This is a genomic window from Streptomyces sp. NPDC031418, from assembly GCF_055581605.1.
On record NZ_JBVIJC010000007.1, the window covers coordinates 174,606 to 201,041 of the forward strand.

Here is a 26,436-nt window from a genome sequence, read left to right on the forward strand (position 1 = left end):
GATACCACGCCGTGGACGGACAGCGAGGCGAACGCCCAGACAGTACAACCCAGGCCACTGACATCGGCACCGCTCCTGATCTTGGAGACTCTGTCCGGGATTGAGTGCACTGCCCGAGGCATATTCGCATCGAGTCGGCACGCGCCGGCTGCGTCAGGGCACGCCAGGCGCTGCGCCTTGAGCATGCAGGCGCAGGTCAAGTAGAGGTCGTTCCCTGACGATGGCGGGCGCCTCGTTGCGGCGCATGGCTCCATGAGACGGAGTCGCCGCCTCTGAGCAAGACGTTGTTTCGGTCGAATTTTGTGGCGCTATGCGCTCAGCGGGCCTGCCTGATTGATCCGGCTTAGTCCGCATTGCTGGGGTATGGGGCACCGCAAGAGGGTTCCCCATGAGTACTTACTATGCAGTACCGAAAATACTTGCGAATCTGCGATCTACTCCGTCGACTGTGTTGTCAGTGGGTGCGCTTAAGCTCGTGTCAGTTGTTAAATCAGCAGGTGGGGGGCGAGCAGAAGGATGTCTCCGGACTTCGAAGTCGGGCACTTCGTCACGTTCACGGGAGCGCCCGGAATCGGCCGAGTGGGGGCTGTCGACGGGGGCACTCTCCGCATCGACTTCTTCGAGTCTGTCGCCGAGCCAGAAGTCGAGTCGCGCACAGTTCCAGCGACTGCATGCCGACCCGCCGTACTCAAGCGGGAGACTCGCGTTTTCTGGCGCAACCCGAACACGGGTGCGTGGCTCGCTGGGCGGGTGCAACTGGCCCGTCGTCCCACGTATTTCGTCCACTTCCCTAACACGCAGTCCGACCTGCCGGTACAGGAGGCCGAGCTTCGCGTCCGGTGGGACAAACCCGTGCGCGACCCGCTCCAAGTGTTGGTCTCGGGGGGCAACGAGTCCGGCTACTACCACAACACTCGGCTCCCGCTGCTTCACAACCTCATCGGCCAGCGAGCAGCCTGCGCCAGTACTCCCGCCCTGCTGTCGTCCGCGGTCGAGATCTACCCCCACCAGATCCACGCGGCCCTGACCGTGCTCTCCGATCCGGTCCAGCGGTATCTCCTCGCCGACGAAGTCGGTCTGGGGAAAACCATCCAAGCTGGTTACGTCATTCGGCAGACCTTGATCGACAACCCGGGCGCCCGGATCACGATCATCACGCCGGAGATCTTGCGGCGGCAGTGGCTGAGCGAGCTGCGCGAGAAGTTCTTCATCGGTGACTTCGTTGACCGTCGCGTGCGGTACTCATCTCACGAGACGCCGGAGAACTGGGCCCAGTACCACGACAGCGAACTCGTCGTCGTGGACGAAGCTCACGAACTGGTGCACAACGCCGATAACCATGACCCCCGGTATCGGGCACTGTGCGCCCTGGTCCACGCCGCCCCCAAGCTTCTCTTGCTGTCAGCCACACCGATCACGGCTGGCCCGACAGCCCAGTTGGCCCTTCTGCACCTCCTCGACCCCGCCCTCTACAGCTGGGAAGACCGGGACGCCTTCGAGCGTCGTCACGAGATGCGTGAGAAGCTCGCGGACCGCGTCTCCGGCCTCGATGAGAAGTTCCCTCCCCTTCTGCCCTCCACGATCGACCGCATCAGGGAAGTCATCCCGGAAGACCCGCTCTTCGAGGACCTGGCCCCGCAAATCCTCGAACTCCTCGACGAGTACGACGAACTCGCCGACGAAGCGAACGTGTCCGAACTCGCCCTGCGTGTCGAGGCGCTCCGCGCTCACATCAGCGAGACGTACCGACTCGACCGCCGAGTGATCCGTCACCGTCGAGCCCGTGTCCTGCGTGACGACGAAGACTCTGACCTCGTCCCCTATGTAGTACGCGGTCGCGCCCTCCCCCAACTCCTCGGTGACGGGACGCTGCACTCCATTGCCACGGAGACTGCACGGACCTGGCAACGTGAAACGTGGGACCGCCTCCTTGACGAGAACCTCGATGAACAACGATCCGTGTACGGTCTCGTTCTCGGCATCCTCGTCTCGCGACTCGGCGGTCCCTCCAACGACTTCCTGGACTCCCTGCGGTGGCGCGTACGCCAAGACATGCAGGCAGCAGACCGTGCTGGCCTGACGAGCCAGGAGCGCGATCTGCTGGCCGACCCGCCGCTGCTCACGCACGAGTCCACTCTCCTGGAGCGGCTCGAAGCGAAGCTCGAACAGAACCTCTTCAAAGAGGAAACGGACGAACTCACTGCCGTCCTCCTGCCCATCGTCTCCCAGAGCGGAAGGACCGCGATCTTCGCGGGAGCCGGTTCGCTCGCATCGAATCTGGCCGCAGAACTGCAGCGCCGCCTCCCCGAGGTGCTCGTTGCCGAGCACACCCGTCACGCCGGATCGGAAGCGTCACACAAGGCCGTAGAGGCGTGGCGAGCGCCCTATCCGAAGAACCCTCGGGCTACTCGTGGGGCTGAGAAGCTGCCTCGCGTACTCGTCATGGACGACTCCGCTGACGACGGCCTGAACTTGCAAACCACCAACACAGCAGTACACCTGCGGCTTCCCTGGTCACCGAACCGTCTGGAGCAACGACTCGGCCGCTTCGACCGATATCCCGACTTCGAGGAGTCCGGACAGGACCCCGCTACTCAGTTCGTCCTTGCCGAGGCCGAGGAGTTCACCGGGGCCTGGCAGGCTCTACTGAAAGACGGCTACCAGATCTTCTCCGGGTCGGTTTCCACCCTGCAAGACGCCATAGCAAGGGATCTCACGGGCGTGTGGTGTACCGCCCTCGTCGAAGGGCCAGACGGACTGGCCAACTCAGCGCCACTCGTCGCGTCCCAGTTGCAGGACGCTCGGGCTGCCATCGCCAAATTCGAACGAGTCGAGGCTGTCCACGAGTCCTCCACCTACCAAACGGACGTTGCCGCCGAAATGGCAAAGTTCGAGCAGCCGCGCCGCAAGATCGAAGATGCCCTGCTCAACTACGCCGGCGACGGATCTTCCGGTATCAAGCTGCCGCACTGGACACGCTCGGTGAACGGTTGCATCCGCCACAAATTCAACCTCGACGCCCAGCCGCTGGTCTCACCGCACCTCTACGAGACGCTGAAGGCCAAAGTGCCAGCCGAAGCCGCTGAAGCCTCGTTCTTCCGGGCCGACGCGCTCCGCTCCTCCGGCACTCGGCTCTTCCGGATCGGCAACCCGCTCGTCGACATGCTGGCCTCGGTCATCTACACCGATGACCGAGGCCAGGCCACGGCCTTCTGGCGACTCGACCCCAGCCATCGGGGCGAACTGGAGCCCTACTTCGGCTTTGACTTCGTGGTGGAAGCCAACATCAACGGCGCGGTCGCCCTGGTCAATGATGTGGGCGCGGAGAAGGCCCGCCTCGCGCTCCGACGACAGGCAGACCGGATCCTTCCCCCCTTCGCCCTCAAGGTCTGGGTCGCAGCAGGCAGCACAAAGGCCGTTACCGACGAGCAGACCCTCGTGTGGCTGGAGAAGCCCTACGACAACAACAAGGACCACAACTACAACCCGAAACTGATCCATGAACTCACCGACGTCTTCGGAGATTGGAAGTACTACGCAGCCGCAGCACAGTCAGCCAACGGAATCGCCCTCGAAGAGCTTGAGCGGGTAACCGAACTCCCTGCCATGTGCGACCGCGCGCAGAAGGCGGCCCGCCGTCGCCTCGCGGTAGCTGCAGCCCAGGCCAAGTCTCGTGCGGCTGCCAGCCACCTCCTGGGAGATACCGAGAGTTACATAGCGGACGTGTCCGTTGCAGACGCACTTGTTGAGGGACTCACCCAGCCAGCAGTGCGACTGGTCGCGGCCACGTGCATCGTGAAGAGCGGGTATAGGAGGGTGCGGCATGGCTCGTGATGCAAGCGGCACCTCCCTGCGCAAAGCTGGTCTAGCCGTCGACAGTTGGACAGGGGCCGACGAACTTCTGCGTTCCTGGCCCTCGATTCCGACCATGGACGACAGCCAAGGCACCCTGCGACGCCTCCACGACGCCCTCGTCGGACTGGACAACAGGTCGTCGGGATGGCGAGATGCGGGGTCCCTCATCCGTCAAGTCCTGCTTGAAGCCCAGGCCCGCGAGGTCAACAGCGGCCTAGTTGTCCCCAATCACCCTCTACTGCCCTCCCAAGAACAGTGGTCACAACTGCAGTGCGATGCGATGCCACATGAGCGGGGCTTGTACATAACAGCGAAGCCGTGGCATCCGCCGGTAGAAGAGAACGATGCGGCGGCAGTAGCTCGCGAGGATCTGCGACAGGTGTACCTAGGGGAAGCAGCCGAACACCGTCGCCGCCGGGAACCCCACCCCGCGGATCCGTTCTGGACGGCGGCGCTTGGTGCGACGCACGAGCGGTACCTGTCCTTCGGCCAGAGGCAGGCTGCGCGGGCCGTCGCGCTCGCGCAACCGGGCAGCACCCTGATCATCTGCCTGCCTACGGGGCACGGCAAGACCGCAGTCATCCAGGCACCCGCGCTGCTCGCAAGTCGAAGCGCCGGCGTTTCGGTGGTAGTCGTGCCTACCGTCGTTCTTGCCCTCGACATGGAGCGCCGTACCCGCCCTCTGATGGAGGCGCAGGGGCGGACCAGTCCTACGGGGCGCTATGCCTTTGTCGGTGGCCTGCCGGACGACGTCAAGCAGCAGATGCGCGATGACATCCGCACGGGCCGGCAGCGCCTCGTATTCACCTCACCTGAGGCTCTCGTCAGGAGCCTGCGCAAGCCGCTTGAAGACGCGGCAGGAGCTGGTCTGCTCAAGTACTTCGTCATCGACGAAGCTCACCTCGTGGAACAGTGGGGCAACGGCTTCCGACCCGAGTTCCAGACCATGTCCAGCCATCGACGCACGTGGTTGAGCAGGGCTCCCGAAGGCCTGGCACCTGTCACGGTCGCCATGAGTGCCACCTTCACCACACAGCAAGTCAGCACGCTTGAAGATCTCTTTGCAGGACCAGACAGGGCTCAGATCGTCTGGGCTTCCCAACTTCGTCACGAACCTACCTATTACATCAACGCAGCCGAGACCGCTCAACGCCGCGAGAGCGACATTCTTGAGGCGGTGTCGCTCCTGCCTAAACCCATGGCCTTGTACGTCTCGACAGTGGCAGACGCAAAAGAGTGGGCGAGGCGCCTTAGAACTGCCGGCTTTCATCGAGTTACTCATGTGACCGGGGATTCAAGTGACCAGGACCGACGCGATGCAGTGGAGGGCTGGGGCGGTAGATCCACCGAGGCCGACAGCAGAGTCTCCACCAGGTATGACATTGTCGTGGGCACTTCGGCATTCGGGCTGGGTGTAGATCTGCCGGATGTTCGGACAGTGCTACACGCATGCCTACCCGAAACCGTTGACCGGTACTACCAGGAGATCGGTCGAGGCGGCCGCGACGGAAACCCCTCTGTCGCTTACATGGTGACAGCGCCCGGTGACCGGGACATCGCCGAAACCCTCGGTAGCGAGCCAGTCATCTCCTCTGAGAAAGCGTGGAAACGCTGGGATGCCATGTTCCGACGAGAACAGGAACTCGGCGGCAGCCGCTACAGGCTCGACCTAGACTCCCGCCCCAGCCACGTCAGCGAGGATTCTGAAACTAATCGATCTTGGAACGTTCGGGTTCTGAATCTCATGGTTCGCGCGAAGCTGATCGAACTCCATGTGCCGCAACCTCCTCAACGCGAAGGCGGGGAACGCGAATCCGCCTGGGAGGAGCGCGTTGACGAGTTCAAGAAACGCGTGGCGACACAGGCTGACGTCACCATCAAGGACCCACAAGTCAACACTACGGAGCGTTTCGCTGATTGTTTCGAGGCAGAGCGTAAGAAACTTCTGGATGAGCAGAAGAAATCCCTCAAGGGTCTTCAAGAGGCGCTTGGTGGAAGTCAGTGCATTGGTGATGTTCTTGGGGAGTACTACCGCCTGCGCCGAGGCCAAGCTTCCTTGCCAACCCGTGTGACCTGCCGCGGTTGCCCGAACTGCAGGGCAACTGGGCACCCCGACAAGTCTGGCTTCTACCGGCTCGCGGGTGAGCCTCGGCCGTGGCTGCGTTTCCCGGTACCTCCCGTGGAAGACCCGCTGGCCCAATACCGTGACGGCCTATCGTGTCTGAGTTTGTGGTGGGAGGACGAGCAGGAGCTACGGCTCTACGTCCCCCGCCTCCTGGAGCGGCTGGTCCGGCGGGACATGACCATCGTTGGTGGTCCTGGTGTCACGGCACGATGCCGAGAGGTGCTCCAGAAGGCAGCACGTACACACCCTGTTGTATTCGACGAGGATGCGGAGTTGCTGAAGTCATGGGCCGGCCCGGTGGTTTGGATCTTGGACGATTCAGCGTCACTCGACTACGACACCGCCGCACGGTTCAGTTCGGAGGACGTCACATACCTCGTCCACCCGCACCAAACTCGACACCCAGACCGGGCCAATGACCTGCTGATCGATATTCACCGAGCCAAGCTTCCGGTCTCCCGTGCTTTGGAGGAACTCTGATGACTCTCCTAAACGTGGGGGCAGCCCTGCCCTCCCAGGCATGGGCCGTGGTACGGCTGCTCGCCTGCCTTGAGAAGGCACCCCCCTTGGAAGAAGCGCGTGCTCTGTTGTCTCCACCTTCAATCCGCGGTGAGAAGACACAGGACAAGCCTCCCTTCGATAAGGCAATCAGCACATTGGAAGAGTTGGACCTAATTCGGATCGAAGGGGAAGATCAGCAGCTGTTTCTCGCCGGCCAGGCTGTTGCCCTCGATGGCCAGGACGTATCCGCGTTCGGCTCCGCACTCCGACGCGCGGTCCTCGATCCGGCTAAGAACACATCGCTTGGCGACTCACCTGACCAAACCGGACCTCGCGACCTCACCAGGGCTCTGGCGTGGCTGCTCACGTTTGATCCCACAGATCCGATGGACTGGATCAGGGCGCAGAACGAGCAGAGAGAGGCCATGCGCCCCGCGGCAGGACCCGTTTTCTCCAACCACACTCGTTGGCTTCGCTTCAACTACTGGGCGCCGCCTCTGGGTCTAGCGGGAGCGCCTCTCTTCCAAATCGAGGAAGGCAACGCAAACCGGCTTGTCCCTGACTGCACAGTCGCCGTGAGACAAACACTTGCCGAACTACAGCAAACCGACGTAAGGATAAACGCGGTGGAGCTCTTGCGTACCCTCCGCGAACAGCTCCCTGTACTGCCAGGTGGTGCTCACTCACTAGCTGTGGGACTCCGCTCGCCGGGAGACACGGCAGCCGGCGCAGCTCTCTCATTTGCGCTGCTTCGCGGTGAAGACGAGAAGTGGTTGCGGCTGGAGCACGATGACGATGCCCAACACGTTCTCCAAGTACACGACCCCGATAGGTCATCTGCACGGCCGGTCAGCGCCATCACCATCTTGGAGGCCGTCAATGGCTGACTTCCGCGACCTCTGCTGGGATCCAGCGACCGCAACTGCCACGATCAACACCGAGGCCATCAGCCCACACCGGTCCGTATTCCTTGCCACGCATGCACCCTTGCGTATCAAGCGCGCCTTGGTCTCGGAGGACAAGCAGGTCCAGCCCATCGGCGACCTGATCAATGAACGGTCGGTGATAGACGACTTCCTCACGAAGAAGTCGGACTCAGGCGCTCTCCTGATGTTGGTCCTCGGAGACACCGGGGCCGGGAAGTCCCATCTGATTCGATGGGTGCGCGAGAAACTCCCGGAGTTCATTCCCGACTCGGCCACCCATGAGGTCATCTATCTCGAACGCTCTATGACCAGCCTCAAGGCAGTGGTCAAGGCTCTCATCGCCAAGGCAGACAGCAGCGAGCTAGCACAACTCAAGGATGATATCGACAGGTTCACTGCTGAAATTGATCAAGAGTCGCTTGGGCGCCGGATCCTCAATGAACTGAGCGAGCGCCTCTCTTCGACGCCACCAAAGGAGATCCCTGGGCCAGGACGGGTTCTTGCCGGCCCCGGCAGACTGGCGGCGATGCTGCATGACCCGTTCATTCGCCAGCACATGCTTTCGGAGGGGAAGTTTGTTCCGCGACTCGCGGCTCAACTCCTCAAGGATCGTCGTAGCGGGCAAGACGAGCGCCCCGAGAGCTTCACCATCGAGGACTTGCCCCTAGACGTCGATTACGACAACGCCGCTTCGGATATGGTCGCTCGGCTGCTTAACCAGATCGCTACGCGAGACGACCTACAGGCCACCGCCGTGGATCTACTCAACAGGAATTTGGAAGCTGCGGTCAAGAACGCGGCCAACCTTGGCGCAGGACGGCTCCTAGACGCCATGATGCAGGTACGCGCAGAGTATCAGCGACTGGGCAAGGAAATCATTCTTCTAATTGAGGACTTTGCTCTCATCCAAGGCGTCCAACAGGACCTCCTGGACGCAGTTATCGAAGCAGCGAACCGAGATGGAAGGACATCGCTCGCCCCAATCCGCACGCTTATGGCTGTCACCCCAGGCTACCTTGAACAAATTCCAGAGACCGCGCTGAGTCGCATTCGAGCCACAGCAGGGTATGTCTACAACCTGGATGTCCCTTTCAGTCAAACTGATACCGGAAGCCAAGAGATCGCCTCATTCGTCGGACGCTATCTCAATGCGGCCCGCGTGGGCCGAAACGCACTGGAGACTGCACGTGACGGCGAGACGCCTAACGCGTGTGACGGATGCACTCTGCAGGAACGCTGTCACGAGGCCTTCGGCGTTACGCCGGAGGGCTACGGCTTGTTCCCCTTCAATGCTTCCGCGCTTGTCAGAACCGTCCACTCTACCGCTGACTCAACGAAACCCTGGTCGTTCGTCCCCCGGACCGTCCTTGGCAGTGTCGTACGCCCCCTTCTGATCAATCACGCCGACCAAATCCGCCGAGGAGAATTCCCCGACTCTGAATTTCGACGCCGGTTCCCGAGAGCCAAAATCGACAAGGAATTGGGACGAGATGCGCATGCCTTCATCGACGACCATGACCGCGTCGATCCTGAACGCCGAAAGACTCTCCTGCTATTTTGGGGAGACGCCCCTGCGGACGCCAATGAGATCGATGAAACAATCCTGGAAGCGTTCTCCTTGCCTCCGCTGGACGGGAAAAGTCGAAGGATTCCGGCAGCAACATCAATAATCTCCACGGGAGAGCGAAAGACTGATCAACCGGACAATGAGCCTGGGCCCACTGCCGGCGCAGATAATATTCCCCGGTCCCTGAAGCGGAAACTGGAAACCGTCAAGGTCTGGCTGACAAAGGAAGAGGTTCTCGACAATACGACGGCTCTTAATGTCCGCTCCATAATTGCAACGGCCGTGCTCCAGCGATACCGCTGGGAATCGCCGCTCATGCATGAGCAGCCAAAGAAGGTGACAGATAAGGCCTGGCCTAATAATGCGACCGTGGTCTCAGTAACTGGAGCGGATGAACGCCTGGCTGGCGCTGCTGACGCACCTATCCGCTTTGGGCGTACAGCGAAGGACAGTTACTTCTTTGAGAGCCTGTTGTGTGCAGAGACAGGAAAGGGTCAGGTCAGAAGCCAGGACATTCGGCGTCTCGCAACATACGCGGATCAGCACGGACCAGCCCTTACTTCCCGTGTTCAGCGCCACCTAGAGATCACCGACGAGCAGTTGGTACTCGGTCTACGTGCTTCCCTGCTGGGAGCGATGCTCGCTGGTCAGGCGTACCCCGGGATGGGGACCGCTGCTCTACTGACTGCGGTCCTGGACGAAGGCCAGGGATGGGGGCGGACGGACGTCGCGCTGCGCACAAAGCAGTGGAACGACGCCTTGAAGCGTCACCTCGATGCGCGTCCTGTTCTCGTCGATCGACTCAAGGAAGCCGTGGGCGTCGCCCAGGGTGTAACCGGAGCGGTGAGGATGATTGACGCGGCCCGAGTGCTTCCCCTGCTGAGGCAAGCGGCGTCTCAGTGGGAATGGACGGTCGACCGGACGCAGGTTCCGTCTTGGGTCCAGAAGGCAGTAACTGGCTTCGCCTCGCTTCCGACGCTGGTGGACGCCCAACTCGGCGAACTCGAAGGGCAGCTGGGCGAGATCCGGAGCCGTCACCCTCGTGGAACCAACAGCGCACACACCCTCTCCGCAATTGAAGGAGCTCTAGCTGCGGCCAAGGAGGTCAATGGGCTGATGCCCCTCGGAGTTGATCAGACACTCCGTTTCGAGGAATTTCTTGAGCGAGGCAGGCAGGCCGAATGGAGCAAGGTCTCCGAACTGGAAGACGACCTAGCCCGGGCATCAGATGAAAGTCGAACCGACCGTGTCCGCCAGGCCGCTCGCTTTGCTGCGGCAGCGCAGGATCGCGGCACAAGCATTCAAGACATCCTTCTCCTGCTCTCCGAAAGCGAATCGTGGCTGGAAGCTGCACTGAGAAGGGCTGAAGCGCGAGCGGGTACCACTGCCATCGACAGCGTCTCTCTCGCCATGCAAACGGTGCTCGGTGAATGGAGTGAGGTAGCGCAACTCGCCTCTGCCTCTTTGAGGACGACTGAGGCTCCCGTCGCGCACGAGGGGGAGAACGAATGACACAAAGACCCGTCTACGAGATGGCGCTGCAACTACAGGACCGTGCAAGGCAGTTGTCTGAGGGCGAGGCTGGCGAGAAGGAAGCAGCCCGAGTTGCGTCACGGATCAGCGAATTGACGGCACGCCTGGCAGAGCTTCGCAGGGAAGTCACTGTGGCGCTTGCCTTGAAGGACCAGGGCGCAGCAGTCGTAGCGAGCCTGTCGGCAGCCAGCGACGGACTGGAACCGTTCACTCGGCGGGCTGAGAACGGATGGCCCGGCGACCAAGCCTTCAATACGGCCAAGCGCAAGGTGCAGGAAGCAGCCATGGCCATCCGTGAAGAGAATCTAGCGGCGTGGGCCGAGTGGTCTGGTCGACGTCTCGCCACTCTTCCCCTGGCCAGGATTCCGATGCTGCCTCCGCAAGAGCAAGCATCGGCTCGGTCACGTCGCGTTGACCTAGAGCGGGCGGCATCAGCCAAAACGGTGACCACGGGCGACATCACGTTGTTCGTGACCAAGTGTGAGTCTCTTGCCGAGTCGCTGCGCGATGCAAAGGAGCCTCCGACCGAGTTGCTCGCGCTCCTCGAACGCCTCGACAGTCGGCCCGCGCCGACACTCCTCGACATCACGGATCAGGAAATCGCCCTCCTGCGCGAATTCGCCATGGACGGCCAGGTCACACTGACAAGGAAGGGCGCGTGACACAGCTTTTCGATCAAGGGTTCGCCAATGCGCTCCTCAACCGGCTCGAAGATCGCGAACTCCCGCTTCTCTCATGGGGCGTGACGGAAGGCTCGCTTTCCGAGGCCGAGGTTCTGGAGACCATCGACGAAGTACTTCTCACACGGCAAGACGCACCATCCGGCGCCTCACCCGACGAGGTTCTTGAGGAGTGCCTCGAGCGAGCCCTGCTCCTGGAGGTACCAGTCCCCGTCGTCTCTCCACCGCGGTACCGCACCCGCATGGCGGAGACCTTGAGGCTGACAGCTGGGCTTCGGCAACTCTTTGTACGCGGCGGTTGGTCCTCGCCGCCGGAACGAGGCTGGTGGCGGCAGCAGAAGCGACTGGTTGCCGACTACCGGCTCCACGTAGCCCCACGCCGCTACCCCCGCCGTGACATCCCCGCGGATGTCGCCCTGGCCGAACTGGCCCATCTTGATCACTGGCGCGACCTCCAGCACTCTGTCGCAGCGGCCCACGTCGGGAGCTACAAGCTGGCACGCTTCCAGTTGAAAGCGACCCGTGCTGTATTTGCGGCGCTTGGCGGTCGACGCTCAGCGGGAATCATCGTCGGCGCCGGCACAGGTAGCGGCAAGACGCTCGCCTTTTATCTGCCGGCGTTCGCCGCCATGGCAGAGCACGCGCGCCCAGGCACAAAACCGCGCGTGCATACCCTCGCGCTCTACCCACGACTGGAACTGCTTCGCGATCAACTGCGAGAAGCGGTTCGCGCGGCTGAAGGCGTAGAGCCCGCCCTGCGTGCCCAAGGACGCCGTCCCCTGCGAATCGGCGCACTCTACGGCAGCACGCCATGGAACATCAACGATCCCAAGTTGCAGCCCGGGAGCCAGGCTCGTGGCGCCTGGGCGCGAACCGCAGACGGGGCCATCTGTCCGTACCTGCCCTGCCCCAACCTCGATTGCGGGACGGGTGACCTGGTGTGGTCAGACAGTGACCGGCTCCAGCGTCGCGAACGGCTCACCTGTACGAAGTGCGGCTACACGATCAAGGATGGTTGCCTGGCACTGACGCGAGACTCGCTGAAGGACAAGGAGCCTGACCTCCTCTTCACGACCACGGAAACGCTCAACCAGGCCAGCGGTAACAGCAACCTTGAGCGGCTGCTTGGCTGGTGCGGCGGCAACCCCGGTCCCGCTCTTGTCTTGCTCGACGAGGTTCACACCTATACCGGTGTGCATGGTGCGCAGGTCGCTCTCCTCCTCCGCCGCTGGCGGGATGCGGTCGATCGGCCTGTCGCGTTCGTCGGGCTGAGCGCCACGCTGCGAGACGCCAAGCACTTTTTCGCGCAGCTCACGGGGCTGCGTCCGGGCGACATCGAGTCGATCGAGCCGGCCGAAGCTGAGTTGGAGGCCGAAGGCCGCGAATACGCCATCGCCCTCCGCGGGGACCCGGTCGCCGGGGCGAGCCTGCTGTCGGCATCGATCCAGACAGCGATGCTCTACGGGCGGGTGCTGGACCTCGAAAGCGACCGCTTCCTATACGGCTCCAAGGGCTTCCTGTTCACCGATGACCTCGACGTCACCAACCGCTTCTACGACGACCTCCGTGATGCCGAAGGCGGCCAGACCCGGACCGGCCGCCGTAACGGTTGGGACCCCGTGCTCGCAGGGCTTCGCTCCCCGGATCGAGACGAGCACGGTGCCCGGTACCGCGAAGGGCAGTCCTGGGATCTCGTCGAAAAGATCGGCCACGACCTCGATCCCAGCCTTCGCCTCCATCACTTGCGCATCGGCCGTACGTCATCGCAGGACGCGGGCGTCGACCACGACGCGGACCTCACAGTGGCCACTGCCTCGCTGGAGGTCGGCTTCAACGACCCACGTGTCGGTCTGGTCTTGCAGCACAAGGCACCTCGGGATGCCGCCGCGTTCATCCAGCGCCGTGGTCGGGCCGGACGTCAGCGCGGGACTCGTCCCATCACTGTGGTCACGCTGTCTGACTACGGTCGTGACCGCCTTGCCTACCAGGCTTACGAAACCCTATTCGCCCCAGAGGTGCCGGCCCGAACACTGCCCGTGGGCAACCGGTTCGTCCTGAAGATCCAAGGTGCGCAGGCTCTTCTTGACTGGACGGCCCGTAAACTCCGCCGCCGGAACCCGTGGGCCGACCCTCGCAAGCTGCTGGAGGCCCCGTACAGCAATGCCACGCAGAAGCGGGATCCGGCATCCGAAGACCTGCTCGCAGACCTGCTCCAGGCGCTCCTCGACGATTCCGGACTCCAGGATGACCTCGCCAACCATTTGGTGAAAGCTCTCCAGATCAGCGCAGATGAAGCTCAGGCACTGCTGTGGGAGCAGCCCCGCTCGCTGCTCCTAGCCGTCGTACCGACAGCCCTGCGTCGTTTGCGGAGCCGGTGGCACCCTCTGCGTGAAGACTCTGGCGCAAGGGAAGGTGCTCTGCTGCCAGAGTTCGTCACCCAGTCGTTGTTCGCGCCTCTGAATCTGCCAGAGGTGGACCTACTGCTTCCGTTCTCCGAGGGGGACAGCGTCGAGCAGTTGCCCATCGCCCGGGCTCTGCGCGAGGCGGTTCCGGGGCGGGTCAGCCGCCGCTATGGATACCGTCGCGATGAGCATCGGACGTGGCTTCCGCTGCCTCCCGACGGGACGGACACCCTGCCGCTCACGGAAATCGTCCGCGGTCACGATCCCGAGGGGACGTGGCACCCTCACGGACAAGACGCCTCTGTTGAGGTCTTCCGTCCGCATCAGCTCATCCTCGATCAGCCTCCGCAGGAGATCGACACCCGATCTCAGGGCATTCCTCGATGGGGCACGCAGATCGTTGCCTCCCAGGACGTGCCGCTGAGCCCGGCAGCTGTTCCCTACCCATCTCTGTGGTCTCAGCGCGTCGTGGGAGTGAATTTTGCGACGCATGCCGGCGGCAACCCCATCGAGGTTCGACGTATGACGATGGGTGCAGACTGCGAGGTCGTTCGTAAGCGCGGCGGGAGTGAGAAGCGAACCGTGCGCTATGAAGTGAACGGCCAGCCAGCGGCTCTCGGGTTCCGGCTTGAGGTCGATGCGCTCCACGTCAGGCTGCGGCCGCTGGACCTCGCGGATCCTGCGATCCGTGCGTATCTCGCCTCTCCTCAATGGCGATCGCTGGCGTTTTCGCAGGCAGTCTCCGAAGATCCAACACTCGCCGAAATCACGAACACGTTCCAGCGAGAGTGGCTGGCCCAGGTCTATCTGACCGCGTTCGCCTTGGCCGGTCTCGACGGTATGCGTACCGGCGAGCAGGTGCGGGCTTCGCTCGCCAATGGCTCATGGAGCCATAATCTCGCTGAGATCTTCAAGGTCCTCTACCGGGACAACAGCGACTCCGAACAGCCCGTGGACGGTGATCGTCTCGTCGCTGCCCTCCTGGAGTTGTCCCACGAGACCCGTGTGATCGCGGCCCTCGACAGGGCCGCGGAACTCCTGGTGGCGCCCGACGTGGCTGTGCTGACCGAAGGATTGGCTCAGCGGGCGTACCGAGACACCCTCGCCGCTGCAATAGCTAGCGCGGCGCAGCGCGCCTGCCCAGACGCTCAGGAAGGCGACCTGATCGTCGACGTGCTCCCCGGAGACGGCCCGGACGACCCGGCTACTGTGTGGCTGAGTGAGACGTCCATCGGGGGCCTGGGCGTCGTCGAGCACCTCGTGCACTACTACACCGAAGACCCGCGCCGCTTCTGGGGGCTCGTTGCCAGCGCGTTGGCCCCCAGCGATTACGAGTACGTCGACGCGACGCTGACTCGTCTCCTACAGCACCTCATTCAGGAACCCGGCGGCGAGGCCGCCGACGCGATAAGGGCTCTTCGCGGTGCTGATGATTCGACGGCAGCGGCCGAGGCGCTCCGAAGGCTTCGGTCAGCTTGGGAGCGTCTGGACGGTCCGCCCAGGCGCACGGCGGTGTCGGCCATGTCGACTCGACTCCTGCGTCCGGGTTCAAGCCCCGATACGGACGCGGTGGCGCTAGGCCTCGTCGACGCCTGGAACGAGTTGGAACGCCGGCTCGGGGTCGAGGTCGACGCCCGCGTTGTGGCGTACGCAGCCGGGAAGGGCCGCCTCGCGTTGCCCAGTTCGCAGGTAACCGCGGACCAGGCGTTCAGCCTGCTGTGGCCTCGCGGACGCCAGGCCCGAACCCAAGATCTCCAGCACTACCAGCCCTACGTAGGGCCGCCGGTGCTTGACCGGCTGCTCGTGCAGGTCGCGCACGACGAGCGCATCGCGCAGATCGACGTAACCGAGACCGACTGGGCCCTGACGTATCAGAAAGCGATGTCAGAAGGCGCTGCGGTACATCTCGTGTGTCCCGCGCGCGAAGGCTCAGCGATGGCACAGGCTCTCGTACGCGTGCCCGCCCTGCCGGTAGACCGGGACGTCCTGCGGGTGTACGGCGAGGTCCGCGGCTTCGCCCGCCAAGGCGATCAACTTCAAGTTCGAGTGGAACTTCGGGAGGCAGCGCAGTGAGCGTCCTGGAACGGACGGTCCGCATCGGAGCGGGTACGGGTCTTCGGGTCGATGCGATGCTGTCGTCCGCTTTGATCGCCGAAGTGGTGAACCCAAGCAACGAGATCTGGCTGGTTTCGCCGTGGATCACTGATATCCGGGTTCTGGACAACAGCCAAGGCGCATACGACTCGTTCTTCGGCGATGTGCCTCCGTTGGACTGGCGGTTGTCCGAGGCCCTGATCCAGATCGCAAGCAGAGAGACGCGCGTCCACGTGGTGACGCGACCAAACCCCCACAATGCACTCTTCCTACGGCGGTTGGAGTCGTCAACGGAGCGCGACTTCATCCGCATCGTGCTGAACCCGGATGTGCATGAGAAGACACTCTGCGGTGACGAATGGATTCTGACCGGATCGATGAACTACACCGTGCGCGGCATGGCGGTGAACGATGAATCGGTCACGTACAAAGTCGGCGGTCCAGAGGCGAGCCAGGCCCGCCTGGACCTGAGGCAGAGGTGGGGTGCCGGCGCGTGAATCAGATCCAGCAGCGTACACGTGAGCAGTCCGAGCACTTCTTGCAGACGTTCTTTGGGACAGGAAACGGGGTCTGGCCGGACCTCGACCCGGACTACCGGCACGGCCACCGGACCCTACCCTTCGTGCAGGCGTTTCGGCGCGGCGACGATGCTCCCATCGTGCTGCCCCGCACGTACCCCAGCGGGGATCGTCGGTTCGTGATGTACGTCATCGCAAGAGACACAGTGGACGCGGCGAAGACGGCTGAGTTGATCCGTGCTTTCGCCGGCCCGACGTACATCGCCTACAACCCGTTGTGGGGCCTGCGTCCCGCTGAACTCGACCCCGGCGATCCCATCGAGAAGGCCATCCTGGACCACTTCGGGCCCGGGGTAACCTTCCGTCTCACCACCGGCAAGACCCCTCAGCACCGCACCAGCCTGGCTGAGGCACTCGAACTCATGCAGCGGACAGTCGCCAACCGGCCGCCCAGGTTGTGGCGACTCGCCAAGCCCATGGGACGGCTCTTGGCCGAGTTCGACGCCTCGCTGTCAGCAGGTGGCGAGTCGGCATCTCTTGATGTGCTGGAACAGTTGGCCGCAACCGGTGGCATTACTGCGACCAATCTGGCCAACTTGCATATCAAGAGGCTGGACCGGTTGGGGCGCAGTCCAGATGTACTTGCATTCCCCGGACTGCTTGACATAGTTCGCCAGAACCCTCCTGCTCCAGTCCGGGAAGCAATTCTTAATGCCATCTATTCGGTGGCGTTGGAGAAGTCGCTTACGGAGAACGATCTAGATGGTGCGAAGAGCAGCCTGATCGAAGCTGGCAGGGTGATCCCGGATCTACTTTCCGGCGACTTCAGTAGTTTCGGGCCCCAGGCCATGACGGTGCTGTTGCTTGCCGCCAGAGTCCGTGAGGACATGGCGGTCTTGCAACGCCTTGTAGCCGCCGTCCAGCACAGCGGCCATGACAGCGAAATCCCGTCGTCCGTGTGGCAGCACGTCGTGGAACTGCTGGAGCAGGAGAAGACGACGGAGGCGTCAGCAGACCTGCTCCCCGAACAGCAGCCAACTTTGGTCGAGTCAACAGTCGCGCTTGCGCTGAAGCCTCACGTACCGGTCGAGTCCTGGGGCGATCTCTTGAAGGCGATCGCAGAGGGAGGTCCTGAGGGCCAGTCCGTCCTGGAGGATCGCAGATGGGTGGACTGGCCCAGTCCGGCAACCGAAGATGCGGCGCTCGCTGAGTTCCTGGACGGCTTGCAGGACCATGAGGCAGACCGTGTGTGGAGCTCGGTAGGCGCCTTCATCGATGCCATTGGGTATGAAGCACCCGCAGGGCATACGGCCCACGCCTTCATTCGCAATGCGCTGACCTTCGACCGGTTCGGCCCAGGGGATCTCGTGGTCCTCCAAGCCCTGATGGAGATTTCTCTACGAGCGGCTCCCACTGAGGCCGAGTACAGGGACCTGCTGGAGGAGATTGGGTCGGAGCGGAGCAGGTGGGTGGCTGCCGAACGGGCAGCAATCGCCCTCGACTTCGTCGACCGGCTCTTCCTTGCGGCATGTCCCAGCGAGGATGCTCGCAGCAACCTGGCGTATGCGCTGCTGGAGCCACTGTGGCTGCATCAGCAACGGCTCGACGCAGCTGACTTGGCGTTCGCCAAGCGCCTCTCACAAGAACTCGGCATCGAGTTTGCGTGGGAGGCGCCTGTCGGTGATGAAGCCGATGACGAGCTGGCGACTGCCATCCCGCCGCTGACGCTCCTGCTGTACTCGCTGGATGAATCCGTCCTCGCCCGCTGCCAGGAAGAGGTCAAGCAGCTCGCGCCGGCGGTGAAGGTCGTGACGGCCGCGGATCACGTCGGTTCGCCGCAACTCCGACAGAAGGCCCGTTCAGCGGATGTGATCGTACTGGCGACGCGCTGTGCGAAGCACGCTGCAACCGGCTTCATCGATCAGAACGCGGAGACCGAGCACATCGGATACGCGAATGGCAGTGGGTCGGCTTCTCTTCTTCGTGCTGCCGTCGACGCTCTTCGCGCTGCTGCTGCAGCGTCGTGACCGGGGCGGCCGCCCCACAGAGGTGGGGCGGCCGCCATCGGGGAGTGCCGTCGGGCACTACTTCGTGACCAGAGCCTGAAGGTGGCTGCTGAGCAGACGTACATGGCTCATGGTGTTCTGGAGGCTGTTCCAGCCGTACTCCTGGCCATCCGAGAACTTCCAGGTGCCGGAGGTCCAGGCCACGTGGTCCTCCAGGGCTCGGAGAGTGCGCCGAACCTTGTCCCATTTGACCTTTTCAACCGGGGTGCCCGAAGTCAGCCGGTCCATGACGAAGCCCATGGCCTGGATGCCGACACCGTGGGTCAGCCTCGACTCCTTAGGAGGCTTCCCCCACGCGTCCTCGAAGATGTCTGCCACTGGCGTCCAGAAGGCCGTCAGGTGAGCCAGCATCCGCTCTTCGTCGCCCGTACCGTCGGTGGCGTTGCGGTACTGGTACAAGGCACCTTCGTAGATGCTGTACTCCAGCATCTTCAGGACGCTGTTGTCCTTGATGTTGCCATTCGGCGACGTAGGACTGCTGATCCTGCCGCCAAAGGGTCCGTCGCTCATGTTCAGGAGGACCATGAGCCGGGCGGCGAGTTGGCGTCGCGCGTACGAACGCGGCAACTGGCCGGTGGTCTCGGGCAGTAGTTCGTACACAAGCCCCTTGGGGAGCGGCTTCGTCGAGTTGACCAGGATGAACTGCGACCGCTGCTCCTCCTGTGACGCGATGAAGCCGACGGCTGCGACTGGGAACTCTGCGAGGTCGGCGTCCCTGATGGCGGCACTGCGCTGCTGCCCGTCCACCAGCCAGGCCGGCTTCTGGTCGTCAGCAAGTGACTCATCGACTGGGATGATCAGCTCGCCGGGGATGGAGTATTTCACGTCGCTGCTGCGGACGGCCGGTTCGAACGTCACCCGCTCGTCGAAGGCCAGCACCACAGCGTTGGGAAGCATCGCTCCCTCTGACTCGAGGTAGCGGCGGATCGAGCGGATGTGGCTGAGGACCTCGGGCCGCTGGTATCCCTGCAACTGCTTCTGGCCGTCACGGCGGATACGCGAGACGGAGGCGAAGTCGTGCAGTTTCTTGCCGTCGACAGCAAAGCAGTAGATCTCCTTGCTGCCTTGGAGCACCTTGAGCGCGGGAACCTTCAACACGTAGCGGTCGGCCACATCATCTCCTGTTTGAGTTACTTTGAGTACTATGCGCGGTCTGGGTGATTATGTGAGCGGCAGCTTGCGCATCTTGGCTTCGAGTACCGTCATGTTATGGAATCCGCGGCGCTTGTTTCGCTCCGTTCCACGGAAAATAACCATCTCGATCTTGTGCTGCCTGCACAGATCGCATGGGCAGTGCCGCCAGGGACGGTCCGTGAGCGTGGCCTCGTACTTCTCGACCTTCTTCAGCTTCTTCTCGTCGCCGAGAAGGGACTGGTACGCGCGCAGCGCATCCATGACTTCCTGAACTTCGACGCCGTCGTCAGCGTCGTACCGGCGAAGCAACTTGAGGCATTCTCGTTCAGCCTTCATGGCCTCGGATTGCGAAACCACCCCCGCCAGAATCAGCCGCTTGAGGGCGAGATTTCCATCGACCTGGGGAACCCTGATCGCCATGTATGCGCGGTCGGCTGTGTGATAGTTGTTCCGCTCGTCCATGAAGGCTTGACGGAACGCCGATGTGCTGTCGAAGCTCGTGACATGGAAGTCGACGAACCGTTCCATGCTGTCAACGCGAGTGATTCCTAGGAGATGAAATTCAACGCCATCCTTGCGAACGTCAGAGATTCGCTCGAGGCATGCAATGATTTCCGGTGTCTTCAGTGGGACCATGCCGCCCAGCGCGATCCTCTTGTATCCCATCTTCTGAAGCCTGGAGACACTGTCCGCGTAACTGTCCGGACTCCACCCCTGAGCCGCGCCCACTGGCTCAAGCCCCTTCTTCCCCTCCGGCATCATCCTGTTGCGGCTCTTGACAGCCTTGATGAACTTTTCCGCCAAATCAAGTGAAATCTCGCGACGCTTCACCCATGCCGGATCGGCGTCCTCCTCAGGAAGGTCGGGCTTGTAACCAAAGATCACATGGTCAATGCTGATTCCCGAGTCGAATCCGCATTTATAGTAGAAGTCGAGGACTTCATCAATACTGTACGGCGGGTACTCCTGATCAATGTAGTTGAATGCCCCGCAGTCGCCGAGGCTTCTCATCGTGTCGGGCAGCCCAAAGAAGTGACTCACTCCGTCTCGGTAGAGCCGGTCCCGCTGTCCAGTACTGTATTTTCCGGCGTATTTTCCGGCGCCGTTTACCGTTCCATCTACGATGGCCTTGCTGACCAGTATCCCGTCGTACGGCGCCGGGCTCACCGCTTGGTGGGCGTACAGATCGTCCCTCTGTCGGACTCGATGATACGGGTATTCGTCGTTGATGAAATCGTATCCGGGGCTGATTTGGTCCTGACTGTCTGGGAAATAGAACTTCACGACGCGCTCATCCTCGACTGAAGGTAGATCCGGATCAAGACGTTTGACAGAGTACTGATATGACGGGGCGTGTTTTGCAAATCGTTCCAAGGAATGTTGAGTTCTGGCCAGCGCCCCTTGGTCCAGTGGCAGTGAGGCTTAACCAGTTCCAGTTCCGCCATGGCCATGTCGTAGGCGTCTTTCGACCCGACTTCTGCACTCAACAGCACACGGTCCATTATCCGGTCCATGAGGCGCCCCATTGATCGAATTCCCACACCGTGCATGAGTCGACTCTTTGCCGGCGAGAGGCCCCACGCCTCCGGGAAAGTGTCCCTGACAGCCGTCCAGTAGACGACGAGGATGTCTCTCATCGCCGCGGTGTCAGTGGTTCCGTTAGAGAGGTTTTTGTACGGAAAGAGGACTCCGGAGGGAGAGAGCGACTCCTCGATCGCGGAGATGAGGCTGTTGTCTTTGACGACGGCCTCAGATTTTCTGTCCCCAGTCGTCGAGGCCTGTTTGATCAGCCCCTTGAACGGTGAGTCGCTGTCCTGGTTTAGAGCATTGACAAGCGCGGAGGGAAGTTTCCGAGCCGACAGCCTGGTGGGGAGCTTGGTGTTGACCTCCGGCAGAAGTTCTGACACCAGATTACTGGGAAGCGGCGACACGGTGTTGACTCGAAGGAACTGGTCGCGTTGCACTTCGAGGTCCTCAGCGACGAATCCTGCAACGGTGATAGGAAGCTTCGACCGCTTCGTGCGTGCGAGGGCGAGGCTTCGTTGTTGCCCGTCCACGATCAGGGCAGGGCGGGGTGCGTCATCGGAATCCGGTAGCGGAATTTCGATGGTTCCGATGGTCGCCAAGCCATCGGTGGTGTTGGGCCCTCGGCTGCCCTTGAAGCGGACCGAGGAGGGAAGGGCGAGGATGAGACCGTTCGGGAAGAGGACGTCTTCGCCGTCCAGGTAATCAAGAATCTGCTTGACGTGGTGTTTCTTCTCAGGACGTTGGTAGCCGAGCAGCTTCCCGGCCTCGTCACGGGAGATTCGGGCGACGTCAGCCACGCGATCAACCTCTCCGGCTTCGAGGGCGAAGAGGTAGAGGGGGATGCTGGGGTTCTGCTCGATGCGCAGGGCTCTGCGCCGGATAATGTTCTCTGTCACGGCTCACCCCATCGTCTTGATGTACAGGTTGGCAAAGCGGCTCTGTTCACAGGCCTGACCGCCGTCTCGAAGCAGGCGAAGAAGCCGCGTCCGCGAGATGCCGGGATGGGTCGAGGTCTCCGTTCGGATGAAGGCGATCACCTGCTCATCGGTCATCGGTCGGCGGTTGTGCTGCTCGGGCCTCGACTCACTGGTGGCCCATTTGTTCCAGGAGTCGATGGTTGCCGTTGAGGTGAGTTGACCGTCCTGGCAGTGCTGGAACCACGTCGTGGCCATGCGCACATTCAGGCTCGTCAGCGTTCCGCCCAAGGTGCGCCTCAACCCTGCGTCGGCGGGGACCCTTGGGATGCCGGCAACTTCCACTCCGCCGAAGAGAAGGGCCTCGCTGGCGACGTTCGCCAAGGCACGGAGTTCCGCTTCCATGGCCTTTGCGTAGGTTTCGGAAAGAACCAAGAGGACAGGGCTGGCCTTGCCGAGCTCCTGCAGCGTTGCTCGACCGGTTCCCTCCTGGAGTTGGCTCCACCACAGGGCGCCGTCTTCTGCGGTGGTGGCTACTGAGTCGGCATGTCGGGTGCTGAAGGTTGCCGCATAAGAGGGGGCGGAGGCAGAAACGGGCTGAAGGCCGAGGCCGGCGGAGGCCACCCAGAGGTCGGCCTTGAATCCGGCCTGAGCAGCTGCTTCGCTGAGACGGCGCGCCTGGGTCCAATGGTCGCCGCGGTAGAGCTCGGCGAGCGAGTGCGTGTGAGCGGCACTGTTGATGCGCTCGCTCCAGAGCGCGGCACGCTCCTTCACGGGTCCTGCGGGAAGCTGCCTCGCCTGCAGTTCGGTCTCTGGCACAGCAGCCTTGCGGTCCGTGCATGTGACGACCAGCGTTAGTTGCTTCACGCAGCCCCTACTCCCCGACGAGTATAACTAGAAGTTTGTTGCCGTTACTCTACCTGGCAGTTTTCACGCTAGTGTTCAGCCGTACACGTGAGATCTAACTAGGGAGCAGGCATGGCGGAGCGTCCCGCGATCGTTCTTCTGAGTGGCGGGCTGGACTCGACGACTGTTCTGGCGATCGCCAAGGACCAGGGCTACACGCCGTACGCGCTGAGCTTCCGCTACGGCCAGCGGCACAGTGTGGAGCTTGAGTCCGCAAAGCGCGTGGCCGCGGCGCAGGGGGTTGCGCGTCACGTGATCGCGGACATCGACCTGCGAGTTTTCGGTGGCTCGGCCCTCACGTCGGACATCGAGGTTCCGAAGCACGAGTCCCTGGATGCTGCTGACGACAAGGGCATCGACAGCAGCGTGCCGATCACCTACGTTCCGGCACGCAACACGATCTTCCTGTCCTTCGCGCTGGCCTTCGCGGAGACGGTCGGAGCGAGTGACGTCTTCACGGGCGTGACGGCGGTCGACTACAGCGGCTACCCGGACTGCCGGCCCGAGTACATGGAGGCGTACGAGCAGATGGCCAACCTGGCCACCCGCGCCGGAGTTGAGGGCACGCAGAAGCTCAAGCTGCACTCCCCGCTCATCTCTATGTCGAAGGCCGACATCGTCCGTGAAGGCCTGCGCCTTGGCGTGGACTACTCCCTGACGTCCTCGTGCTACGACCCGGACGAGCAGGGACGGGCCTGCGGGCACTGCGAGACCTGTCTGCTCCGTCTCAAGGGCTTCGCCGAGGCTGGCGTCACCGACCCTGTGCAGTACCAGGGCGCGTGAGAATGACCTACCTGGTCAAGGAGATCTTCTACACCCTGCAAGGCGAAGGGAGCCACGCAGGCCGTCCGGCCGTCTTCTGCCGCTTCTCCCGGTGCAACCTGTGGACGGGCCTGGAGAAGGATCGTCACCGTGCGATCTGCCAGTTTTGCGACACAGATTTCGTCGGAACTGACGGAGAAGGTGGCGGCAAGTTTCGGAGCCCGGACGACCTCGCTCAAGCAGTCGAAAATGCGTGGCCGTCGTCCTCCCGAGAGCACCGCTTCGTGGTGTGCACGGGCGGCGAGCCGCTCCTGCAACTCGACGAAGCAGCGATCGATGCGCTGCATGCCCACGGCTTCGAGGTGGCAGTCGAGACGAACGGCACCCGCGTACCGCCCAAGGGCATCGACTGGATCTGCGTCAGCCCCAAGATCGGCTCCGAGTTGGTCGTCACCCGCGGAGACGAACTGAAGTTGGTGTACCCCCAGTTGGGCGGAGACCCTCGCCAGTTCGAGCACCTGGATTTCCGGCACTTCAGGCTCCAGCCCATGGACGGCCCGGACGCCCAGGCCAACACCAGGGCGACCGTTGAGTACTGCAAGAAGAACCCGCGCTGGACCCTCTCTCTCCAGACGCACAAGTATCTGGGAATTCAGTAATGGAAATCTTTCGCGAGTTCACCTTCGAAGCTGCACATCGCCTGCCCAACGTGCCCGAGGGCCACAAGTGCTCGCGCCTGCACGGTCACTCCTACAAGGTCATCGTCCACGTCGAGGCTCCGGTCGACCCTGAGACCGGCTGGGTCATGGACTTCGGCGACCTCAAGAAGGCCTTCAAGCCTCTCGAAGCACGGCTCGACCACTACTACCTCAACGACATCGAGGGCCTGGAGAACCCGACGAGCGAGGTCCTCGCCCGCTGGATCTGGGAGCGGCTGCAGCCGACCCTGCCCGCACTCTCGGCCCTCACCGTTCGCGAGACGTGCACGTCTGGCTGCACCTATCGGGGCGAGTGAGCGATGCACGATATTCAGAACGAGACGGACCCTCGCGGCATCGAGATCGATGATGTCGGCATCAGCGGCCTGCGGTACCCGCTGTACTTCGAGGACGGTCACCTCCGCCAGGAGGGCATCGCCGAGATCGAAGTGACCGTGCGGCTCCAGCATGACCGCCGTGGCACTCACATGAGCCGAATGGTGGCTCTCGCCCACGAACATCTGCGCCGGTTCGATCCGCGGAAGCTGCCGTACGTCCTGAAAGTCGGTGCGGATCTTCTTGATGCGCCGGCGCTCGCGGTGTCGGTTGCCGTCCCATTGAGTACGACCGTGATCGCGCCTGCGAGCGGCGCCGAGTCGTGCCAGGTTCACGATGTCCGTTTCGACGGCCGCTGGGACGACGGCGACACGACGGTGATCACGTCGGTTACCACCGAGGTCACGAGCCTGTGCCCATGCTCGAAAGCGATCTCTGACTACGGTGCCCACAACCAGCGCAGCCGTGTCACCCTGTCCGTGACAGGACATGGAGACACGCCCTATCCGTTTGGGGTGCAGGAGGCTGTACGGCTGCTCGAGCGGTGTGCGTCCGCTCCTGTCGTGCCCTTGGTAAAGCGTCCGGATGAACGCGTGTTGACGATGCAGGCGTACGACCACCCTGTGTTTGTGGAAGATATGGCACGCGAGGTCAGCCACGTCTGCCGCCAGCGGGGTCTTCGTCACTCGGTGAGGGTCCGCAACCTAGAAAGCATCCATAGCCACGACGCCGTCGCATACGTCGCTGGGTGAGCCAGCATCTGATCGCGGCTTGATCTTTCCTCCGATTGGCCCAGTTCCAGCACATCGTGCTGCTGCTGGGCCAATCGCGCTCACTCCTCAAGATCCACGCTGTACGAACCGTTACTGACGCGATGGCTTCGGTGATCTTTGGCCTGCGGGCTGTCTTCGGCAGGTCAGCGCCAGCCAAGGGGTTACACGAAAGGGTGCTGAAGGTGGCATCTTCCTCCGCTGCCGCTTGTCCGGCTCTGCTATGCGGTTGGCCCCCGTAGTCCGCAAGCATCTCGGCCGGCCACGACGGCTCGGCGCCGTCGCCGGAAAAGGCGTAGATCATGCGGGAGTTCGCGGTTCTTGACTGCGACGGCGCCTCTGGGATCCGTATCGTGCTGGGCAACGCGTTGATGGAGACGAGTAGCCAGGGATGCAGATGGCGATCTCAGCCGGGTGCGACAGGTCTTCGAGATCGGACCCGTCTTCCGCGCCGAGCCGTCGTTCACCTCCCGGCACGCCACCGAGTTCACCGGCGTCGATGTCGAGCTCGCCTGGATCGAGGGCGTCGAGGACATCATGGCGTTCGAGGAGCAGATGCTGGCCCACGCGATCGCGAAGATCACCGACTCCCACGGCGAGGCCATCCGAGAGTACTTCGGCGTTGAGATCACCGTCCCCACGACTCCATTCCTCCGCATCGAGGATCTGGACCCGGAGGGCGAGCGGAGCGTCAGCGCCCACATCCCGGAGGCCACCGGCCACGAGTTCGTGTTCATCGCGCACTACCCGGTGAGCATCCGGCCCTTCCACCACATGCGGCCCGCCGACAATCCGAGTGTGACACTGAGCTTCGACTTGCTCTGGAAAGGGCTGGAGGTCACCACCGGCGCGCAGCGCGAGCACCGGTATGAAGTGCTGCTGAAGCAGGCCGCCGAGAAGGACATGGGCCTGGAGCCGATGCAGGACTACCTGAACGCGTTCCGGTACGGCTGCCCGTCGCACGGTGGCTTGGGCATGGGACTGGGACGGGTGCTGATGGTGATGCTCGGCCTAGAGTCGATCCGCGAGGCTACGTTCCTCTTCCGTGGACCGAACCGACTCACTCCGTAGCTGCACGCTGCATCTTGCGCTGCCCTACGTCGGGTTTCAGTTTCACGGTGT

General features: G+C 62.7%; 16 protein-coding genes and 1 pseudogene. 13 read left to right on the forward strand and 4 right to left on the reverse strand.

Features of this window, described 5'->3' with window-relative positions; genetic code table 11:
* The first annotated feature begins 516 nt into the window (after positions 1–516).
* From dpdE to dpdD, 8 genes are read left to right on the forward strand one after another with little or no spacing between them, the layout of a single operon-like run.
* The gene (gene dpdE, locus ACZ5CZ_RS11725) at positions 517–3,834 is read left to right on the forward strand and encodes a protein DpdE (protein WP_468941706.1); all 3,318 of its coding nucleotides are present in this window, start codon (positions 517–519) and stop codon (positions 3,832–3,834) included.
* Complete coding sequence (gene dpdF / locus ACZ5CZ_RS11730; protein ID WP_468941707.1) at positions 3,824–6,460, forward strand: protein DpdF; 2,637 nt, start codon at positions 3,824–3,826, stop codon at positions 6,458–6,460. Before dpdE ends, dpdF begins: the two co-directional genes overlap by 11 nt.
* On the forward strand, positions 6,460–7,368 hold the full coding sequence (gene dpdG, locus ACZ5CZ_RS11735) for a protein DpdG (protein ID WP_468941710.1): 909 nt from the start codon (positions 6,460–6,462) through the stop codon (positions 7,366–7,368). The genes dpdF and dpdG overlap by 1 nt, the downstream gene beginning before the upstream one ends.
* Positions 7,361–10,486, forward strand: coding sequence for a protein DpdH (gene dpdH / locus ACZ5CZ_RS11740; RefSeq protein ID WP_468941712.1), 3,126 nt, complete (start codon positions 7,361–7,363; stop codon positions 10,484–10,486). The genes dpdG and dpdH overlap by 8 nt, the downstream gene beginning before the upstream one ends.
* Positions 10,483–11,169 (forward strand): hypothetical protein, encoded by a 687-nt coding sequence (locus tag ACZ5CZ_RS11745; protein ID WP_468941714.1) that lies wholly within the window; start codon positions 10,483–10,485, stop codon positions 11,167–11,169. Before dpdH ends, ACZ5CZ_RS11745 begins: the two co-directional genes overlap by 4 nt.
* Positions 11,166–15,662, forward strand: a complete 4,497-nt coding sequence (dpdJ, locus tag ACZ5CZ_RS11750; protein WP_468941717.1) for a protein DpdJ — start codon at positions 11,166–11,168, stop codon at positions 15,660–15,662. Before ACZ5CZ_RS11745 ends, dpdJ begins: the two co-directional genes overlap by 4 nt.
* Positions 15,659–16,180 carry a phospholipase D-like domain-containing protein DpdK gene (dpdK, locus tag ACZ5CZ_RS11755; RefSeq protein WP_468941720.1) on the forward strand — a complete coding sequence of 174 codons (522 nt, stop codon included), beginning with the start codon at positions 15,659–15,661 and terminating at the stop codon, positions 16,178–16,180. Before dpdJ ends, dpdK begins: the two co-directional genes overlap by 4 nt.
* Positions 16,177–18,228 (forward strand): protein DpdD, encoded by a 2,052-nt coding sequence (gene dpdD / locus ACZ5CZ_RS11760; RefSeq protein ID WP_468941723.1) that lies wholly within the window; start codon positions 16,177–16,179, stop codon positions 18,226–18,228. The genes dpdK and dpdD overlap by 4 nt, the downstream gene beginning before the upstream one ends.
* A 57-nt stretch (positions 18,229–18,285) precedes the next feature.
* Here the strand turns inward: dpdD and dbpB (ACZ5CZ_RS11765) are convergent, their stop codons facing one another.
* Genes dbpB (ACZ5CZ_RS11765) through ACZ5CZ_RS11780 form a run of 4 tightly spaced genes read right to left on the reverse strand, consistent with a single transcriptional unit; the run spans position 18,286 to position 22,616 of the window.
* On the reverse strand, positions 18,286–19,380 hold the full coding sequence (gene dbpB / locus ACZ5CZ_RS11765; protein WP_450678881.1) for a DGQHR domain-containing protein DpdB: 1,095 nt from the start codon (positions 19,378–19,380) through the stop codon (positions 18,286–18,288).
* A 48-nt stretch (positions 19,381–19,428) separates the two neighbouring features.
* Positions 19,429–20,685, reverse strand: coding sequence for a tRNA-guanine transglycosylase DpdA (dpdA, locus tag ACZ5CZ_RS11770; RefSeq protein WP_256638167.1), 1,257 nt, complete (start codon positions 20,683–20,685; stop codon positions 19,429–19,431).
* Positions 20,682–21,824, reverse strand: coding sequence for a DGQHR domain-containing protein DpdB (gene dbpB, locus ACZ5CZ_RS11775; protein ID WP_468941727.1), 1,143 nt, complete (start codon positions 21,822–21,824; stop codon positions 20,682–20,684). Before dbpB (ACZ5CZ_RS11775) ends, dpdA begins: the two co-directional genes overlap by 4 nt.
* A gap of 3 nt (positions 21,825–21,827) precedes the next feature.
* Positions 21,828–22,616 carry a hypothetical protein gene (locus ACZ5CZ_RS11780; RefSeq protein WP_468941730.1) on the reverse strand — a complete coding sequence of 263 codons (789 nt, stop codon included), beginning with the start codon at positions 22,614–22,616 and terminating at the stop codon, positions 21,828–21,830.
* Between the two features lie 204 nt (positions 22,617–22,820).
* On the opposite strand from ACZ5CZ_RS11780, the gene queC reads away from it, so the two are divergent.
* From queC to ACZ5CZ_RS11805, 5 genes and pseudogenes are all read left to right on the forward strand, one after another.
* Positions 22,821–23,531: a 7-cyano-7-deazaguanine synthase QueC gene (gene queC, locus ACZ5CZ_RS11785; protein WP_450678885.1), complete on the forward strand. Its 711-nt coding sequence runs from the start codon at positions 22,821–22,823 to the stop codon at positions 23,529–23,531.
* Between the two features lie 2 nt (positions 23,532–23,533).
* Positions 23,534–24,169, forward strand: coding sequence for a 7-carboxy-7-deazaguanine synthase (gene queE / locus ACZ5CZ_RS11790; protein WP_450678886.1), 636 nt, complete (start codon positions 23,534–23,536; stop codon positions 24,167–24,169).
* Complete coding sequence (queD, locus tag ACZ5CZ_RS11795; protein WP_256638162.1) at positions 24,169–24,525, forward strand: 6-carboxytetrahydropterin synthase QueD; 357 nt, start codon at positions 24,169–24,171, stop codon at positions 24,523–24,525. The genes queE and queD overlap by 1 nt, the downstream gene beginning before the upstream one ends.
* A 3-nt stretch (positions 24,526–24,528) precedes the next feature.
* Positions 24,529–25,296: a GTP cyclohydrolase, FolE2/MptA family gene (locus ACZ5CZ_RS11800; RefSeq protein WP_468941734.1), complete on the forward strand. Its 768-nt coding sequence runs from the start codon at positions 24,529–24,531 to the stop codon at positions 25,294–25,296.
* A 412-nt stretch (positions 25,297–25,708) separates the two neighbouring features.
* Positions 25,709–26,385, forward strand: a pseudogene (locus ACZ5CZ_RS11805) (amino acid--tRNA ligase-related protein); the annotation flags it as partial.
* Between the last annotated feature and the right edge of the window lie 51 nt (positions 26,386–26,436).